We start from the raw sequence: 18488 nt of genomic DNA on the forward strand, positions 1-18488 counted from the left end.
ATTAGCGCGTCAGCTCAAAGCAGACATGAATATGCACGTTACGCTTAAAATCCTCCGGCAGGGTTGCTGCAGAGATATCTTTTACCTGCCAGCCAGCATCATTGAGTGCTTGCATATCAATTTTAAACCGACGTTTATTATTGGAGAATATTACCTTGCCACCCGGTGCTAAGCGTGGCGTCAGTAAGTTAAGCAATTTCACATGATCGCGCTGCACATCCCAACTGTCCTGCATCCGTTTCGAGTTTGAGAACGTCGGCGGGTCGACGAAAATCAAATCAAACTGATTGCGACAACGACTTAACCACTGCAGACAATCGGCCTGTTCAAACTGATATTGTTTGCCTTGCAAGCCATTCACTGTGAAATTACGCTTCGCCCAATCAAGGTAGGTGTTGGACATATCAACCGTAGTCACACTACTTGCACCACCAATAGCGGCGTGCACAGACGCACTGCCGGTATAGGCAAACAGGTTTAATACGCTTTTGCCCCTGGCTTGCTGCTGGATCAGACGACGGGTGATGCGGTGATCTAAGAACAAACCGGTATCTAAATAGTCGCGCAGGTTTACCAGGAACTTAGCACCGTACTCACTGACTTCTTTATACTGGCCCGCTTTATTCAGCGCCTGATACTGCGATGTACCTTTTTGTTTCTCGCGAACCTTAAGTATCATCTTATCTGAACTGATGCCAAGCACCTGCGGCACCTGATTTACCACATCAAATAAGCGTTTTTGCGATACCTGCTCATCCACAGTACCCGGCGCCGCATATTCGTGTACCACTACTTCGCCATCGTACCAATCAACAGCAACATTATATTCGGGAATGTCCGCATCATATAAGCGGTAGCAGCTTATACCTTCTTTATTGGCCCACTTTTGCAGTTGCTTCAGGTTTTTCGCTAAACGGTTGCCAAAGGAGCTACTTTCACTAAAGAACAATGCTGGCGCGTCTGAACTCACGGCGACTTGCTTTTCGGTCAGGTCAAACAACGTGAAGTCGCAATCAAGCGGGCCGTTAGTGAATTTATAGCTCTTACTTTTTGATAAACGCAGTGCCCTGAGCAGATCGGTATTGGAGGTAATAATAGCTAAACGCCAGCCAGCATAATGCTGCTTAAGTGCCAGTGAAAACTTACTGTACAGCGGAATTAACGAGGGTAAATCCCCCAAACGCTCACCATACGGCGGATTGGTGACGATCACACCAGGCTGTGCCGATACTGCCATGCTCAAAGCTGTCGCATCCTGATGGTTAAACTGCACCATCGCAGAGATACCCGCTTGCTGAGCATTGTGCCGCGCTTTGGTCAGGCTACGCTCATCGGTATCCGACCCCCAGAATTTAACTTCTTTTGCCACGGGCTTCGCTGTTGCTTTCGCTTCAGCGCGCAATTGCTGCCATATAGCTTCGCGGTGACCAGGCCAGCCTTCAAAGGCGAACTTCTCACGGCTAAGCCCCGGTGCCCTGTTCAGCGCTATCAACGCAGCTTCGATCACTAAGGTGCCACTGCCGCAAAACGGGTCAAAAAACGGCTGCTCAGGCTGCCAGCCAGAGCGTTTGATTAACGCCGCAGCCAAATGCTCTTTCAACGGCGCATCCCCCTGGCCGGCGCGATAACCGCGCTGATGCAGCGACGGGCCAGAGAAATCCTGTAAAAAATGAAAATGTGCTTTATCTAACCGCACCTGAAAGCGCACATCCGGGTTCATGCGGTCAACATCTGGGCGATTGCCGGTTTCTTCGCGGAATTGATCGACTATCGCATCTTTTAAACGAATGGCGCCAAACTGGGTATTATCAATTTTCGGATGCTTGCCAACGCACTCTACGGCCAGCGTATTACGCAGTGCCATATGCTGTAACCAGTCAATTTTACCCGCGACCTGATACAAGTCGCTGTCTGCAGTAACCGGCTCAGACTGAATAAGACGCAAGACTCGGGTAGCCAGGCGCGACCATAAACACAGCATATAAGCACTGCGCAAATCGGCACTAAACCGCACCACGCCCATCGTCACCTTAATGACATCACCACCGTGCTGACGAATTTCATCCGCCAGCAACTCTTCTACCCCTTTAGACGTTAACGCCCAGAATTGCAGCATTGCATTACACCCGAAACAAAAATGGCGCATAGTATAGCAGAACCGCTGCTTTATCAGGTGTGCTTTTTTCCGGGCAACAAATTGCAGCTTAAAACCGCACTTTGATTAAGAAAGCGGCAGTTAAGCGCTTTATATGAAATAAAACTCAGCAAGGGCTTGCATGCCTAAAGTAAAAACACTAAGATGCGCCCCGCAATGACGGACGCGGGATGGAGCAGCCTGGTAGCTCGTCGGGCTCATAACCCGAAGGTCGTCGGTTCAAATCCGGCTCCCGCAACCAAATTGATTGTGTAAGTGGTAATAGTTTAAAGCCCTTGGGCTCCTCTCTATAACCACGGGGCGAAGGTCTAAATCCGGCTCCCGCAACCAACTTTTAGTTGAACGGCATTGTAAAACAACATATTACAACCACTGCTCAGTTGTAGTATCACGGACGCGGGATGGAGCAGCCTGGTAGCTCGTCGGGCTCATAACCCGAAGGTCGTCGGTTCAAATCCGGCTCCCGCAACCAACTTAAAGGCCGACTTAAAAGTCGGTTTTTTTGTAGCTAAAATTCAACAACCAGAAGGTCGTCGGTTCGCTCTTCACAAAGATCAGGGCTCCCGCAACCAACATTTAAGCCAGCATTAAGCTGGTTTTTTTGTATCTGAAACTCAGCTACCCCAAGGTCGTCGGTTCGCTCTTCATAAAGATCAAGGCTCCCGTAACCAACTTAAAGGCCGACTTAACAGTCGGTTTTTTTGTATCTGAAATACTCCCCCTGTACACTGACAGTCTTTTAAATCGTAGCAGTGAAGCAGCATGCCCAAGCTTAATCCTAAGCACAGCCTCGGCCAACTTGGCGAACCTTATTCATTACCTTGCTCACCAACCAGGGTTTCTGCACCGCAATGGCTTGCATTTAACCCTGAACTTGCCGCACAACTGCAAATACCAGAAGCATTCTGGGGCACCGATAGCGGCCTGGGCTTGTTTAGCGGTAACCAGCTGCCGGATTGGGCCAAGCCAGTAGCACATGCTTATGCCGGCCATCAGTTTGGCAACTTTGTACCGCAATTAGGCGATGGTCGCGCCTTGCTGCTGGCAGAGCTTGAAGATGTTAATGGGCAGTTGTTTGACCTTCAGCTAAAAGGTGCCGGCCAAACGCCGTTCTCACGCAGGGGTGATGGTCGTGCGCCGCTAGGCCCAGTGCTACGGGAGTATTTGGTTAGTGAAGCTATGCATGCGCTTGGGGTGCCAACTACCCGAGCTTTAGCCGCAGTACTGAGCGGTGATTGGGTGCAACGTGAAAAAGCAGAACCCGGCGCCATTATCACCCGCGTAGCCAAAAGCCACATCCGTATCGGCAGCTTTCAGTATTTGGCAGCACGGGGCGATACAGAGAAACTTAAAACCTTTGCCGATTATGTTATCGCAAGACACTACCCTGCCTGTACTGCATCAGATAGCCCGTATCTGGCGCTACTAGAGGCTGTTGTTGCAGCGCAGGCTGTGCTTATTGCCAGATGGATGAGCCTGGGCTTTATTCACGGTGTAATGAACACCGATAATATGAGCATCGCCGGTGAAACCATCGACTATGGCCCTTGTGCCTTTATGGACAGTTTTAACCCGGCACAGGTATATAGCTTTATTGATACGCAGGGGCGCTATGCCTGGGGCAATCAGCCGAAGATAGCCAGCTGGAATTTAGCCCGATTTGCCGAAACCTTAATGCCACTTATCAGTGAAAATGCCGAGCAGGCAGTTGAGTTGGCAACAAAGGCACTTCAGCAGTTTAATCTGCTAAATGAAACCGAGTTTCACCGCCTGATGGGCACCAAATTGGGCATCGCAGAGCCCGTCGCTGATGATGAACCGCTGATCCGCGATTATCTGACATTAATGGTAAAAAACAGCGCTGATTTTACGCTGGCGTTCAGGCTATTAAGCCAGTCCGTTACCGACAGCAGCGCAGGTGCCGCAGGCTTATTTGCCGATAACAACGGCTGGCAAGACTGGGCTATACGCTGGCATAAAAGGTTGTCTGAGCAAGGTAAGAGCACAGCGGATATTGCGCTGCAAATGAATAAGGTTAACCCGGCGCTGATCCCGCGTAATCACCAGATAGCCAAAGCGCTGGAACATGCAGCTAATGATGGGGACTTATCACTGTTTAACCGCTTGCATAAAGCCCTCAGAACGCCATTTGAACTCAGTGCTGAAAATGCGGATCTGGCACAGCCACCAACAGCTGAGCAGTGTATAAGTAATACTTTTTGTGGCACCTGAAAACAAAACCCCGCTTATGCGGGGTTGTATTTGCAAGACAGACAATCCTGTTAGAACTGATAACGTAAACCCACTGAAGCGGTGCGGCCATTAATGGTGCGGGCGCGGATAATACCATTTGCCGGTACTGATCCCTCTTCGGCCTCTGTTAAGCCAACCTCATCGAACAGGTTGTTGATATTAACTGATAACTGTAAATTTTCGGCTAAATCATAACTGGCAAACGCATTTACCTGCGCATAACCGCTGAATTTAAGATCGTTATTATCCTGCGCATAGGCATCGCTGGTGCCAACAACGCTTAAACCCAGCTGCGCTTTATCCAGATAATAACGTGCCATTAAGCTATACAGCATATCGGCCTGACGACGAGGTGTATTACCTTCCAGCTCGGGGCTTAGCGCATCCTTGCTGATCTCAGCGTCGGTTAAGGTTACCGAGCCACGCAGTTCCAGATCGCCTATACGATAGCTACTTTCCAGCTCAAGACCCTGCGCTTTGTATACGCGGTCAAAGAAACGCTGGCTGGTGGCTTCAAAGTTCTGCTCTTCAGTTTCGGCAAAAAATGCAGTAGCGAACAGGTTTAAGTTGCCATGACGGCTTTTACTGCCAAATTCGTATTGTGTTACTTCATCTACCGCATCTTGTTTTGCCACACTGCCATCGGCATTTACTTTACCAAACAGCAAGCGGTCGGCATTGGCACGGCCACCTTTACTAATGCGGGCAAATAGCGCCCAGTCATTATCAAACTGATAATTCGCACCGACAGAATACGAGTTGTAACCCCAGCTGTAATTGACCAAGCTCGGATTAGCAAGGTCTATACCGGAGACACTTTGTTCAACCTGACTGAGCACACCATCGTTGTTCATATCACGTGATGCTTGTGCTGCGCCTGCGTATGTGCCGTCTGCTGAACCGATATCACGGCGAATGCTGGCATCAAGTGACAGTTTATCTTTCGCCCAGCTAACACCAGCATAAGGTGCTTTGATACTGTAGCTAGTGTCGTAGTTGCGCTGGCAGCAGTTGCCCCAAAAAGGCACACCGTACGCCAATAAGCCCTGCTCTGAAAACGCTGTACCATCTTGTGCGTTAACGTTTAACAGTTCAGCGTTATCGCCTTTTAACGCCATAAAGTAACTGTTCCATAACCAGGACATGCTGATGTTCTGATCGGCAACGTAATAACCGACATTAACATCAACATCACCAAAGCGACGGGATAACTTCAGATCATTGACGATGGAGCCAAAATCATTGATTTCAACATCGAAGGTATGAATTCGCATTGCATTAGCACCGTTATAAACGCTACCTGCATTTGGACCAACTGCATAACTTACTGTTGCACCACTGCCAGCGATACTGTCGGCAATTTGCTGAGTATTACCAACTTCTGCCGGAAACAAGGTATTAAAGTTACCGCTGACATCACTGATACGAAAACGGTTTTCCAGTGTCCAGCCTTCCGATAAATCAAATACTGCCTCAACGCCAACGCTATTTACTTCAGGGTTCATGCCATCACGCACATCACCACGTGATATCTGGTTATCACCATTTAACCGTACAGTCTGGGTTAAATAAGCTGACTGCAAGGTATCCCGCTGCGCATCAAAGCCCTCAACGGAGCTGCCATCTGCCAACATAGGCATCGGCATATAGCTGGCGGCTTTATCATTTAAGTGCTTAACATACAAACGAACATAACCGCTGTTAAATTCACGGGTCAGGTTGGCTTTTAACTGATAGCCGGTCTCGCCCTGGTAACCAGGATCACGCACACCCTCGCCCTGGCGGACGAAACCGCCAACATGAAACCGGGTATCGCTATTTAAGTCACCACCATATTCAAAATCAGTACGAAAACTGTCGTAATTTAAACCTGAGGTAATGGCAAGGCTACCACCACCAGCTTCGCCGGTTTTACTGACAAAATTAATAATACCGCCGGGAGAATTACTGGCCGCGGTGCTGGCTGAACCGCCGCGGATCACGTCTAAGCGCGATAAGGTAGCATCAGCGCGCAAAAAGATATCGGCATTACCAAAGGCAATGTCGCCAAATTGCAGCACAGGTAAGCCATCTTCTTGTAAGGCTAAAAACTTAGCGCCGCCTGATGCGACAGGTAAACCGCGTACCGCAATATTGGCATTACCCTCACCGCCGGTCGACTCGCTGCGCACCCCTGGTAACATGCGAAAAATCTCAGCTGTGCTGCGCGGCGTAGCAATTTCAATATCGGCAGGCGTTAAGCTACTGACAGACACACTGGATTGCATCACGGTTTGATTACGTGATACCGCACCGGTGACTACGATACGCTCAAAACCTAAACCAGAAGCGCTTTCACCTGCTTGCGCCTGTGCTTCTGTGCTTGTCGTGTTTTGCGTATCAGTTGATGCTACTTGCTGTTCTTGCGCGTAAGCAGTGTTAAGCGCCAGGCTAACGGCTAATGCCAGATACGCCGGTTTAATATGTTGTTTCATCGTCTAGCTCCCGTGTTGATTTTGCTATCTCTTTTGTTGGATAGCTAATTTAACTACAAACTTAATCGTTTAAGTTTTAAGGCGATAATTTTCATTTAAAACTTAAAGACTTATCACTTATATAAAATTTAATCGGTTTGTTGCTGTGCTAATTTTTGTTTTGCTGGTTGCGCCAGCCAGTTATAAAGCATGGCCGCTGCCAACAGCGCTGAAAATGCGGTGGCAAGATAAAAACCGGCACTTACATTTGCTGCCATATCGCCAATTATCGCCATCAGAGCCGGTGCCAACGCAGCTGATAGTGCAGTAAACGCCAGAATAAGCCCGGCTACCGCACCATGTTGCTGGCGTGGAAAGCAGCTAATGCCTTTAGAATTTAACGTTGGATATATCATGGACATAAAGAGGCCGGAAAGCGGCATTAACCATAGCGCAACTTCTTTTCCGCCTAGAATGCTAAGCATAAAGCAAATAAAAATGGCCAATGTAAACACCGCCATTACACTGCTCCAGCAAAACCGCTGTAAAATGATACCGGCCAGAAACCTGCCAGCTGCTCGCAGAATAAAAAATATCGTAATCGCATGCATGGCTACAAAGCCGTAACTACCGTCGTAGCCTGCCAGTAACGTTGGCAACCAGACAAAAATTGCCACTTCACATGCAACGTATAGCGCTATCGCCAGCGAAAAACCCAGCGCATAACGATCTTTGAGTAAACCCAGTGACTGACGAAGCGTGCTCTGTGTGACGGAGGCTTTGTAGGGAGGATAAGGCAAACGTGTAGCCATAATCACTAACACAGTGCACAGCAGCCCTGCCACCAAATACAGTTGTTTCCAGTGTATGGACGCAGCAATCATTAGCGTGACAAGCGCCGGGCCCGCTATCGCCCCCAGGGCAAAGAAACCCTCAACTTTGTTCATGGTGCGGGTATGGCTAGCACTGTCTTTGCTAATATCGCCTATCAGCGCCAGCGCCGCCGTTTTAAATATGCCTATTGCCAGGCCACAAATCCCCATCAGCAGGATAAAAAACACTGCACCATCGCCGGCGATAAAACTATAACAGGCTGCCGCATACAGGCTCAGTCCGATAATGATAAGTGTCTTGCGACCCAATTTATCGGCCAGGCGGCCAAGCAATAGGCCGGCGAAACCAATCGCCACCATCGGCACATAGTGAAATGCACTGGCCTGAAACATCGTCAGCTGATATTGCGCCATCACTTCAGGAATAATGACGCCAACGGCGTCGGTCGTCATAGCGAAGACAAAAAACATCAGATAAGTCATCCAGCGCACCTGACGCTGTAACCGCATAGCCGAATCGTTTGTTTCAGCTGCCCCGACAGCTAAAACGCTACTTTTGCTAGTAAGCATTTTGTACCCCGTTTGTGGCAGACCGGTGTAAGCGCACCGGCCGGTTATCACCCGTTGTAGCACGGCTCTGACAATTTGCCCTGTTATTATTATCGCGGGGCTTGACAAAGTTGTGCATTGGCTTAAAGCTATATCTTAATCGTTTAAGATGCAAATATTTTTTTCAGGAACCCGGCAATGACTAACGCAGTACACACCAACCAGATCCAGTTAATCACTTATGTTGATAGACTAAGTGGCGGAAAAATAACAGATTTAAATAACCTACTGAACGGCTCGCTGAGCGGTCTGTTCGACGGTGTGCATTTATTGCCGTTTTATCCGCCAATCGATGGCGAAGATGCCGGCTTCGATCCAACTGACCATACTGCGGTCGATAGTCGTTTGGGAACCTGGCTAGATATTGAACAACTAGCAAAAAATTATCCAATCATGGCGGATATGATTGTTAACCATATGTCAGCACAATCACCGCAATTTCTCGACGTGTTGCAACATGGCGACTCTTCCCAATACTGGCCGCTGTTTTTAACACGCGATAAAGTCTTTGGTGCCAAGCCGGATGCGATACAGTTAAGCGCCATTTACCGGCCGCGCCCTACACCATGCTTTACCGATATCACCTTGGAAAACGGCCAAATTGTGCCATTTTGGACCACCTTTACCGCAAACCAGATTGATATCGACGTTAACTCTGAACCGGGTAAGGCCTATCTGCAGGCGATATTGCAACGCTTTACCGATCATGGTGTGAAATACATTCGCTTGGATGCGGCGGGTTATGCCATTAAAAAAGCCGGCACCAACTGCTTTATGCTGCCTGAAACGTTTGACTTCATCGCTCAATTGTCAGAACACGCCCAAGCGCGCGGTATGACGTGCTTAGTGGAGATACATGGTTATCACAAAACACAAATTGAAATCGCCAAACGTTGTGACATGGTATACGACTTTGCCCTACCACCTTTGGTGTTACATACACTCTTTACCCGCAATGCTAAGGCGTTAAAAACCTGGTTAGATATAGCACCGCGTAACTGTATCACGGTATTGGATACTCATGATGGCATAGGCATTGTTGATGCGGCAGATCACAACGGTGAACCGGGACTTTTAACCGATCCTGAACTGGATGCATTAGTTGAAAAAATCCACCAGAACAGCAAAGGCAGTTCCAAACTTGCCACCGGAAATGCGGCTAACAATGTTGATTTATATCAGGTTAACTGCAGCTTTTACGATGCATTAGGCCAAAACGACGGAGAGTATCTACTGGCTCGGGCAATACAACTATTTTGCCCCGGCATTAGCCAAATTTATTACGCTGGCTTGTTGGCAGCAGAGAATGATGTGGCGTTATTACAACGTACTGGCGTGGGGCGTGACATTAACCGCCCCTATTTCAATCAAGACACCATTAACCAGGCTTTGCAAAAGCCAGTGGTAAAAGCCCTGCTTAAACTGATTAAGTTGCGCCATAACATGCAGGCCTTTAATGGCAGCTTTAGCCACACGCTATCAGATAACACATATCAGTTAAGCTGGCAGCATTTGGGTCATACAGCAAGCTTAACATTGACACTTGACAGTCTAACAGCGGCCTTAGCCTGGCAAAATGAAGGTGAAGCTGCAGAGCTGTTGCAACTTCACAGCTTGCTGGCGTAAGCCCGGCACCAGATATATTTAACTACTCTCCCCCAGCTTAAGCTGATATGGCAATAGCTGGGGGCTGTTATCTGCTGATAAAAACGCCCTAACCGCAGCCTCGCCTTTTACGTCACTAAACTGCCATACGCTGCTTAAAGTCGGGTGATAACGTAATGTCTCGTCAATGCCATCAAAACCTACCACTTTAAGCTGCTCTGGAATGGCAATGCCGAGCTGAAGCGCTTCGCGCATCGCACTTAGCGCGATTAAATCACTCATACATAACAGCACTGTAGGCCTGGGGTTTAGGGCTAACAAAGATCTGGCAGCGTACTGTGCGAATTGCTGGTTACTTTCCGGAATATGCCAAAGATAATCAGGCCGCAGAACGAGATCACACTCTGCCATCGCGCGCTGATATCCGTCTAGCCGCCGGTGAGCAATAGAGCTTTCATTATCCCACAGAGGCGCATCGAGTACAGGTCGGGTATCGCTGGCGTCAATCAGCCTCAAACCAAGTACCGCAACGGTATCATCTTTATTGATAATCGCTTTTGCGCTCTGATAAGCAGCCTGCTCGTTATCAATGTTCACCGAAGGCCGACCAGGCAAATCGAAGTCGACTGTTAACACGCGCTGGGGGCTTTTTGCCAGTTGTTTTATCAATCCCAGATTACGCGGTGCACCATAGCAGATAAAGCCATCAACAAAGTCACTGATTGCATCCAGGTTCGCGCTACTGCCGGAGAACAGCAACAAATGCAGTTTATGCCGCTCTAACTCGCGGGTAACACCTTGCAAAAACTGACTTGCCACCGGATCGCTGACCATATATTCCAGCGAATCAGACAATATAACCGCAACAATGCCTGAGCTGCCGGTGCGCAACGATTGTGCCGCTTTATTCGGACCAAAATAGCCCAGTTCAGCGCAGGCACTAAGTATCTTTTCCCGTAGCGCGACCGACAGTTGATCCGGCCGGTTAAACGCATTAGAAATGGTCGCAGTTGATACGCCAAGGGTCTTAGCAACACTTTTCAGCGTTAATTTACTCATCGTTCCAGTCACTTCAGGCTTTCTTCTTAATTGATTAAGTTATATGATTTTTAAGTTATTGCCAAACCCTATCTTTATACAGCTCATTGCGACAGGAAACTACTATGCTTGCGGTTATCGGAGAAAACGTTGTTGATATGCTACCAGAGCACAATGGCTTGTATCGCCCTTGTCTTGGCGGCTCGCCGTTTAACGTCGCTATTGCCGCAGCACGGCAACAACAACAAGTAAGCTATATCTCACCACTATCAAAAGACGCCTTTGGCCAACAGTTTTCGGCATATCTTAAGAAAAATGGTGCCAACTATGGCTTGAATTACTTCAGCCAGTGCCCCAGCTCAATGGCCGTTATATCGATTGATACCAAATTACAACCGCAATACAGCTTATATCGCCGCGGTATTGCTGATAGAGATATCAGCGCTGAGACACAAACTGCTGCCCTGCCTGCAAACTGCAACGTCTTACATCTAGGTTCGCTGGCATTAGAGAGTGAAGACGCTCCGCGTATTACTCAGGTGGTCAGTGCGGCAAAAGCCACAGGTATACAGATTGCACTAGATATTAATGTAAGGCTGAAAGCTGTAACCAATGCAGAGGCTTACCGCGCTTTTGTACTGCAAATGATTAAGCAAAGTGACTATATAAAAGCCAGTGATGAAGATCTTGCGCTGCTATTTGAAGATGAAGACCTCTCAGAGGCTGTTTCTTTAGTACGACACAGCGCACCCAGTGCAATGCTGGCGTTAACTGAGGGCAACAAAGGCGCCACATTGTATTGGCAACAACATCACATAACATTACCGGTTATTGCAGCAACGCCCTTTGTTGATACCGTCGGTGCCGGCGATACGTTCTGGGCAAACTTACTGGTATCGCTAATTAAACAGGGATTACCTAAAGCCGGTGACGTCTCGTTGGATATCTTGAGGCATTGTTTGCAGCGAGCCATGTTGGCGGCAAGCTTAAATATCGCGACTAAAGGCTGTAATCCACCGACACGTGATGAACTGGACCATGCTTTAGCAAAACTAACATAAAAAAACACCCCGCCAAAGCGGGGTGTTTTATACATTTTAGTTTTTACCGTATTTCTCGGCCAGATACAGCCAGGTTTCCAGTACCGTATCCGGGTTAAGCGATACGCTATCAATGCCCTGCTGCATTAACCAGGCAGCAAAGTCTTCATGATCTGAAGGTCCCTGCCCGCAAATACCGATGTATTTACCTTTGGCTTTACAGGTTTTAATCGCCATTTCCAGCAGCTTGTATATAGCCGGGTTACGCTCATCAAATAAATGCGCGATTAAACCACTGTCACGATCTAAGCCCAGTGTTAGCTGCGTTAAATCGTTAGAGCCGATAGAGAAACCATCAAAGTACTCTAAAAACTCTTCGGCTAATAGCGCATTAGAGGGCAGCTCACACATCATGATCACGCGAAGACCATTCTCGCCGCGTTTTAAGCCGTGCTCTGCTAATAAATCAATTACTGCGCTGGCCTCCCCTAAAGTACGCACAAAGGGGATCATCACTTCAACATTGGTAAAGCCCATCACATTACGCACGCGCTTTAATGCTTCTACTTCCAACGCAAAGCAGTCGCGGAAGTCTTCAGAAATATAACGCGAAGCACCACGAAAACCGATCATCGGGTTTTCTTCATGCGGTTCGTACTGACGACCACCGACCAGGTTGGCGTATTCATTCGATTTGAAATCTGACATCCGCACGATGACTTTTTGCGGCGCAAAAGCACACGCTAAGGTGGCAATACCTTCAGTCAGTTTGGCGATGTAAAACTCAACCGGATTGTCGTAACCGGCGATCATCTCGCTGATCGTTGCCTTTAACTCCGGTGTTTGCGCATCAAAATTAAGTAGCGCTTTAGGGTGCACACCAATCATACGGTTGATTATGAATTCCAGGCGAGCTAAACCAATACCAGCGTGCGGTAATTTAGCAAACGAAAAAGCTCGCTCTGGATTACCCACATTCATCATGATTTTTAAATCAAGCTGTGGCATTTGATCTACGCGGCTGCTCACGACTTTGTAGTCCAGTTTGCCATCGTAAATGAAACCGGTATCACCTTCGGCACACGACACCGTAACCTGCTGGCCGGTTTTAATTTTACTAGTCGCATCACCACAGCCTACAACCGCCGGAATACCCAGCTCACGGGCAATAATGGCAGCATGGCAAGTACGGCCGCCGCGATTGGTTACAATGGCCGAAGCGCGCTTCATGATCGGCTCCCAATCCGGATCGGTCATATCAGTTACCAGTACATCGCCGGGCTGAATCTGATCCATTTGCTCAATGCCTTTTAGTACTTTAGCCGTACCACTACCAATACGTTGGCCGATAGCCCGCCCTTCTACCAATACAGGTGCTTTGCCCTGTAATTGGAAGCGCTCCATGCTGTTGCTATCTTCACGGCTTTTTACCGTTTCAGGCCGCGCTTGTACGATGTATAGCTTGCCGTCGTTACCATCTTTGGCCCATTCAATATCCATTGGCCGGCCATAATGTTTCGCGATAATAACGGCTTGCTTGGCTAACTCTTCTACTTCAGCATCTGTTAACGAGAACTGGCGGCTACGTTCAGCGGCAATATCGACCACTTTTACCTGCTTACCATGGCCTTGCTCACCTGAGTACACCATCTCAACCTTTTTACTACCCAGGTTACGTTTGACTACTGCCGGACGACCAGCGGCCAGCGTGGGTTTATGTACGTAAAACTCGTCCGGGTTAACAGCGCCCTGCACCACCATTTCGCCTAAGCCGTATGAAGAGGTAATAAACACCACATCTTCAAAGCCTGATTCAGTATCGATACTGAACATCACGCCCGATGAGGCTAAATCTGAACGCACCATTTTCTGCACGCCGGCAGACAGTGCGACGCCGCGATGATCGTAGCCCTGGTGTACCCGGTAAGAAATAGCACGATCGTTAAATAATGAAGCAAAAACATGCTTAATGGCGACGATAACAGCATCATAGCCACGCACGTTCAGGAAGGTTTCCTGCTGACCGGCAAAAGAGGCATCCGGCATATCTTCAGCCGTGGCAGAAGAGCGCACAGCAAAAGATACGTCCTGTGCTGCGTCAGGATGCAGCTGCTGATAGGCCTCACGAATGGCCTGCTCTAATTCGGGTTGAAACGGCGTGTCGATAACCCATTGCCGGATTTGTGCGCCAGCTTTGGCCAGTTCTGTCACGTTATCTACATCTAAGCCATCCAGTAACTGATAAATCCGCTCGTTGACACCGCTTTGTTCAAGAAATTGATTAAAGGCATAGGCTGTGGTGGCAAATCCACCCGGTACCTGCACACCGGCATTAGCCAGATTACTGATCATTTCACCCAACGATGCATTTTTACCGCCAACGCGGTTAACATCATGCATTCCCAGGTTTTCATACCAAATAACAAATTCCTGCACAGTTCGTCTCCAATTTTTGTCGTGTGGCGTGTAAGCTTACGGTCAGCATTACAGTGCCAGATGATTTTACACTGGCACTTGTGTTAATTAAAACCTTAATTTTCAATGTAATTTTATAACAACAAAACGGAGTTAACGTGCGTACAGCCTTTTATATTTCTGATGGTACAGCGATTACTGCCGAAGTGTTTGGTCATGCCTTACTTACTCTTTTTCCTGCACAATTTGAGCATGTAACCATCCCTTTTGTCGAAACTGAGGATATGGCAGAACAAGTCAGGCAACGAATAAACGATCGTTATAAAACCACAGGGCAAAAGCCTCTAGTGTTTCAAACCTTTGTTGACGACAACTTACGTAAGATCATCAATAGCAGTAACGGCGTCTGTTATGACTTCCTGAACAGCTTTGTTGATCCAGTACAGCGTGAGCTTGGCGTAGCACCTGTGCCCAAGACTCACCGCACTCACAGTATTCATGAGCAAACCTACGATTTTCGTATCGATGCAGTCAATTTTGCGCTGGCTAATGACGATGGCTCCAACCTGAAAAACTTTGATCAGGCAGATATTATTCTGGTTGGTGTCAGCCGCTCTGGTAAGACACCTACCAGCCTTTATCTGGCACTACAGTATGGTATCAAGGCGGCAAATTATCCATTTGTAGAAGAAGACATGGAGCGATTAAGCTTGCCTGAGGTGTTAAAGCGAAATAAAGAGAAGCTATTTGGCTTAACCATCACTGCGGAGCGCTTAAGCCAGATCCGAGAACAACGCAGGGCGAATAGCCGATATGCATCTTTACGTCAATGCCAGCTGGAACTGGCAGAAGTGGAGAAATTGTATCAGCGGGAGCAGATCCCTTTTTTAAACTCCACTCATCTGTCCATAGAGGAGATTTCGGCAAAGATAATCGCTAAGACGGGGCTTAAAAGGCGTAAATACTGAGCTGTCGTGCAATTTATGTCAGTTGGCATAGTAATTCTTTCGCCGTCAACGGCCTGTTATCTCCGCTTTCCAGCCGCTTTATCTGCTCTACCAGTAAGGTATTGACCGGTGTAGGGAGCTGGTACAACTGGCCCAGGCGAACCACAGCGCCGTTTAAAAACATAATTTCAGTGCGTTTTTTTGCCTGAATGTCATCCCACATTGATGATCTTGCCTGTGTATCCATTGTCAGCATGCTTTTTGCCAGCACAGTAAATAATGGTGTGGGTAAGCGCAATAACCAGGGCAATAACGCATTGGGCACGCGAGTATAAGCAGCAGGCTTTATACCGATGCGCTCACATATCGCCAGCCACTCCTGCATCGCGTAAGACAACAAAGAGCGAAAATTCCTATCCAGCAATTGTTGTTGCAACGGCAAGCCGCTAATCGCATTTAAAGCATTATTAAGATTAAGCAGTAACTTGCCATATTCAGCACTGGTGATATCGTCACATAGCTCGATCTTTAACTGCAGTCGGTTAAAGACACTGACAACATAGTTAACCACTTCAAGCTGACTGCGCTGTAGAATGATGTCGCCGGATGTAGCCCGGTGAAACTGGCCAGCGTTGTTTTTAACCACATTAAACGGCACTATTGCTCTTAACACAGGATTAGCTAAATCCTGTGCCAGCATTTCACCGATACCAATACCATTTTGCATGGCAATAAGGGGCACTTCGGGGCGCAGAAAGCGTTGCAGCTGCGCAAGCATTGGCACCAATGCCGTTGCTTTAACCGTTAATAAAACGATATCGCATTCAATCAGGCTGTTAAGCGAACTGAAAAACGCCACCGGCTGGGCATAATACGCCTGATGATTAAACGAAGTGACACTGAGCCCATGCGCGGCAAGCTCAAGCGCCATGGTTTCCCTGCCAAAAAATTTGACGTCCAACGCCGCATCCTGGCAAAGATGCGCGCCCAGATAGCAGCCTATACTGCCTGCGCCTACAATTCCTACACAATAACGCCGGCCAGCTGTTGCCAGCTGGCCATTGTCATTTTGAGTCCGTTGCTCTGGTTGCACTTACGCTCCTGTGAGCGCGTGGCTATTTACGCGCTGTGCGTAAAGTATCGGCAATCAGGAACGCTAATTCCAGTACCTGATCAGCATTTAACCTTGGATCACATTGTGTGAAGTAACGCTTACCAAGATCATGCTCGCTTAAACCATAGGCTCCGCCGGTACATTCGGTCACATGCTCACCGGTCATTTCCAGATGGATACCACCTGCATGGCTTCCTTCCGCTTTATGTACAGCAAAGAAATTACGGATTTCGCGTAAAATTGCTTCAAAGTCCCGTGTCTTGTAGTCGTTGCTGGTTTTAACAGTGTTGCCATGCATCGGATCTGAGCTCCAGACCACTTTACGTCCTTCCTGCTGCACCCTGCGCACTAATGCCGGTAATTTGTCAGCCAATTTGTCGGCGCCCATGCGGGTTATCAGGGTTAATCGCCCGGCGATATTGTTCGGGTTGAGGGCATCAATTAACCTGATCAATTCATCTGGCTGCATGCCCGGGCCAACTTTCACGCCTACCGGGTTGTGAATGCCACGGAAAAACTCGATATGTGCATGATCTAACTGCCGTGTCCGTTCACCAATCCATACCATGTGGGCGGAACAATCATACCAATCACCGGTCAGTGAATCCCGTCGCGTCAAGGCCTCTTCATAATTAAGTAACAGCGCTTCATGTGAGGTAAACAACTGCGTCTCACGGATAGAAGGCGAATTTTGGCCGGTAATACCGCAAATTTCCATAAAGCGCAGCGCTTCCTGAACTCTCTGCGCGACGTCCTGATAGCGGTCTTTAAGTGGATTTGACTCGACAAAACCCATATTCCACTTACTGACCTGATGTAAATCGGCCAGACCACCCTGAGCAAACGCCCGCAGCAGGTTCAGTGTTGCTGCAGAGTGGTGATAAGCTGTAGTTAACCGGTTAGGGTCAGGCTGACGGGCCGTTTCGGTAAATTCAAAACTGTTTACAATATCGCCGCGGTAACTTGGTAAAGACACACCATTAATTGTTTCGAGGTCGCTCGAGCGCGGCTTAGCATATTGCCCGGCCATACGGGCAACTTTAACCACCGGTAAACCGCCGGCAAACGTCAGCACCACCGCCATTTGCAGTAATACTTTGAATGTATCGCGAATCTTAGGCGCATTAAAATCGTTGAAGCTCTCGGCGCAATCACCACCTTGCAGTAAAAATCCCTGACCGTTGGCGACCTGACCGAGCTGACTAAACAAATCACGCGTTTCCTGTGCAAAAACAAGTGGCGGATATTTGTGTAGTTGCTGTTCAACACTGTGCAGCAGTTCCCTGTCCTGATAATTAGGTTGCTGCTGGATCGGTAGGTTGCGCCAGCTTTGAGGCGTCCAGGTGGTCACGATGATTTTCCTATGGTTAATGAACTGCCAAGCAAGTTATAGACTTCTGGACGTAAATTCAATGCTGCTTTTAGCATAATTTATGACATTTACCGCAGCAGCACCTTAACTGGTTAAGATTTATGCAAATTAGCCTGCATTACTTAGCTATCTTGCTGCTTAAGATGCCTGAGCAGTCCATCACATCCCTGCTCTATCATCTGCAACACCAAGGCAAATCCGCGGCTGCCACCATAATACGGGTCTGGTACTTCCTGTAACTCGGGGTATTGCGGATGATACTGCAAAAACAATTGTATTTTATGCTGCCATTGCGCCGGGCAACGTGATTGCAGCTGTTTTAGATTATCGTTATCCATCGCCAGAATCAGGTCGTAGTAGCTAAAATCGGTATCCCGCACTGGTCTGGAGACGATATCGTTGAATTGATAACCAAGCTGAATACCTTCCCGTACTGCCCGCGGATCGGGTTTTTCGCCTTTGTGCGATGCGCTGGTGCCAGCCGATTCTATTTCTATAAAACCCGGCATCGCAGCAGTTTTATGCCGCATTACGGCGTGCGCAGTGGGTGAACGGCAGATATTCCCTAAGCAGACAAACAACACTTTTTTTGTCATAACAGATTTCCCTATATTAATCTGACATCATGCTAGCATGGGTCGAACATCAGGTTAA

At 48.1% G+C, this 18488-nt stretch carries 12 protein-coding genes and 2 tRNA genes; 6 read left to right on the forward strand and 8 right to left on the reverse strand.

The window, feature by feature from the left end:
* Position 1: 1 nt before the first annotated feature.
* A complete protein-coding gene (gene rlmKL / locus AC5SV9_RS00985; RefSeq protein WP_475150187.1) occupies positions 2 to 2116 on the reverse strand; it encodes a bifunctional 23S rRNA (guanine(2069)-N(7))-methyltransferase RlmK/23S rRNA (guanine(2445)-N(2))-methyltransferase RlmL in 2115 nt (704 codons plus the stop codon).
* A gap of 203 nt (positions 2117 to 2319) precedes the next feature.
* On the opposite strand from rlmKL, the gene AC5SV9_RS00990 reads away from it, so the two are divergent.
* The 3 genes from AC5SV9_RS00990 (at position 2320) to AC5SV9_RS01000 (ending at position 4387) form a co-directional block, all read left to right on the forward strand.
* A tRNA-Met gene (locus AC5SV9_RS00990) sits at positions 2320 to 2396 on the forward strand.
* A 154-nt stretch (positions 2397 to 2550) separates the two neighbouring features.
* Positions 2551 to 2627 (forward strand) — tRNA-Met (locus AC5SV9_RS00995).
* A gap of 290 nt (positions 2628 to 2917) precedes the next feature.
* On the forward strand, positions 2918 to 4387 hold the full coding sequence (locus AC5SV9_RS01000) for a protein adenylyltransferase SelO (protein WP_475150185.1): 1470 nt from the start codon (positions 2918 to 2920) through the stop codon (positions 4385 to 4387).
* Between the two features lie 50 nt (positions 4388 to 4437).
* Here AC5SV9_RS01000 and AC5SV9_RS01005 read toward each other — a convergent pair whose 3' ends face one another.
* Complete coding sequence (locus tag AC5SV9_RS01005) at positions 4438 to 6882, reverse strand: TonB-dependent receptor domain-containing protein (RefSeq protein WP_475150183.1); 2445 nt, start codon at positions 6880 to 6882, stop codon at positions 4438 to 4440.
* A gap of 128 nt (positions 6883 to 7010) precedes the next feature.
* Entirely contained in the window at positions 7011 to 8264 is a 1254-nt protein-coding gene (locus AC5SV9_RS01010) for an MFS transporter (protein WP_475150180.1), read from the reverse strand.
* A 177-nt stretch (positions 8265 to 8441) separates the two neighbouring features.
* Here AC5SV9_RS01010 and gtfA point away from each other — a divergent pair, with 177 nt between their 5' ends.
* Positions 8442 to 9929 (forward strand): sucrose phosphorylase, encoded by a 1488-nt coding sequence (gtfA, locus tag AC5SV9_RS01015; RefSeq protein ID WP_475150177.1) that lies wholly within the window; start codon positions 8442 to 8444, stop codon positions 9927 to 9929.
* Positions 9930 to 9947: 18 nt separating this feature from the next.
* On the opposite strand, the gene AC5SV9_RS01020 is transcribed toward gtfA, so the two are convergent.
* A complete protein-coding gene (locus AC5SV9_RS01020) occupies positions 9948 to 10967 on the reverse strand; it encodes a LacI family DNA-binding transcriptional regulator (RefSeq protein ID WP_475150176.1) in 1020 nt (339 codons plus the stop codon).
* Between the two features lie 104 nt (positions 10968 to 11071).
* Between AC5SV9_RS01020 and AC5SV9_RS01025 the strand changes: the two genes are divergently transcribed.
* Positions 11072 to 12007: a PfkB family carbohydrate kinase gene (locus AC5SV9_RS01025; protein ID WP_397471699.1), complete on the forward strand. Its 936-nt coding sequence runs from the start codon at positions 11072 to 11074 to the stop codon at positions 12005 to 12007.
* A gap of 36 nt (positions 12008 to 12043) precedes the next feature.
* On the opposite strand, the gene ppsA is transcribed toward AC5SV9_RS01025, so the two are convergent.
* Positions 12044 to 14422: a phosphoenolpyruvate synthase gene (ppsA, locus tag AC5SV9_RS01030; protein WP_475150173.1), complete on the reverse strand. Its 2379-nt coding sequence runs from the start codon at positions 14420 to 14422 to the stop codon at positions 12044 to 12046.
* Positions 14423 to 14559: 137 nt separating this feature from the next.
* Here ppsA and ppsR point away from each other — a divergent pair, with 137 nt between their 5' ends.
* Positions 14560 to 15369 carry a posphoenolpyruvate synthetase regulatory kinase/phosphorylase PpsR gene (ppsR, locus tag AC5SV9_RS01035; RefSeq protein WP_475150172.1) on the forward strand — a complete coding sequence of 270 codons (810 nt, stop codon included), beginning with the start codon at positions 14560 to 14562 and terminating at the stop codon, positions 15367 to 15369.
* A 13-nt stretch (positions 15370 to 15382) separates the two neighbouring features.
* Here ppsR and AC5SV9_RS01040 read toward each other — a convergent pair whose 3' ends face one another.
* The 3 genes from AC5SV9_RS01040 to AC5SV9_RS01050 form a co-directional block, all read right to left on the reverse strand.
* On the reverse strand, positions 15383 to 16441 hold the full coding sequence (locus tag AC5SV9_RS01040; RefSeq protein ID WP_475150170.1) for a 2-dehydropantoate 2-reductase: 1059 nt from the start codon (positions 16439 to 16441) through the stop codon (positions 15383 to 15385).
* 22 nt (positions 16442 to 16463) lie between these two features.
* Positions 16464 to 17813, reverse strand: coding sequence for a class II 3-deoxy-7-phosphoheptulonate synthase (locus AC5SV9_RS01045; RefSeq protein WP_475150169.1), 1350 nt, complete (start codon positions 17811 to 17813; stop codon positions 16464 to 16466).
* 143 nt (positions 17814 to 17956) lie between these two features.
* A complete protein-coding gene (locus AC5SV9_RS01050) occupies positions 17957 to 18430 on the reverse strand; it encodes a low molecular weight protein-tyrosine-phosphatase (RefSeq protein WP_475150167.1) in 474 nt (157 codons plus the stop codon).
* Positions 18431 to 18488: the final 58 nt, after the last annotated feature.

The sequence above is a fragment of the Rheinheimera sp. ATLC3 genome (genome assembly GCF_059429535.1).

Bases quoted from the DNA above. Each gene is read 5' to 3' on its own strand.
- rlmKL (WP_475150187.1), bottom strand. From the start codon at position 2,116: ATGCTGCAATTCTGGGCGTTAACGTCTAAAGGGGTAGAAGAGTTGCTG.
- AC5SV9_RS01000 (WP_475150185.1), top strand. From the start codon at position 2,918: ATGCCCAAGCTTAATCCTAAGCACAGCCTCGGCCAACTTGGCGAACCT.
- AC5SV9_RS01005 (WP_475150183.1), bottom strand. From the start codon at position 6,882: ATGAAACAACATATTAAACCGGCGTATCTGGCATTAGCCGTTAGCCTG.
- AC5SV9_RS01010 (WP_475150180.1), bottom strand. From the start codon at position 8,264: ATGCTTACTAGCAAAAGTAGCGTTTTAGCTGTCGGGGCAGCTGAAACA.
- gtfA (WP_475150177.1), top strand. From the start codon at position 8,442: ATGACTAACGCAGTACACACCAACCAGATCCAGTTAATCACTTATGTT.
- AC5SV9_RS01020 (WP_475150176.1), bottom strand. From the start codon at position 10,967: ATGAGTAAATTAACGCTGAAAAGTGTTGCTAAGACCCTTGGCGTATCA.
- AC5SV9_RS01025 (WP_397471699.1), top strand. From the start codon at position 11,072: ATGCTTGCGGTTATCGGAGAAAACGTTGTTGATATGCTACCAGAGCAC.
- AC5SV9_RS01050 (WP_475150167.1), bottom strand. From the start codon at position 18,430: ATGACAAAAAAAGTGTTGTTTGTCTGCTTAGGGAATATCTGCCGTTCA.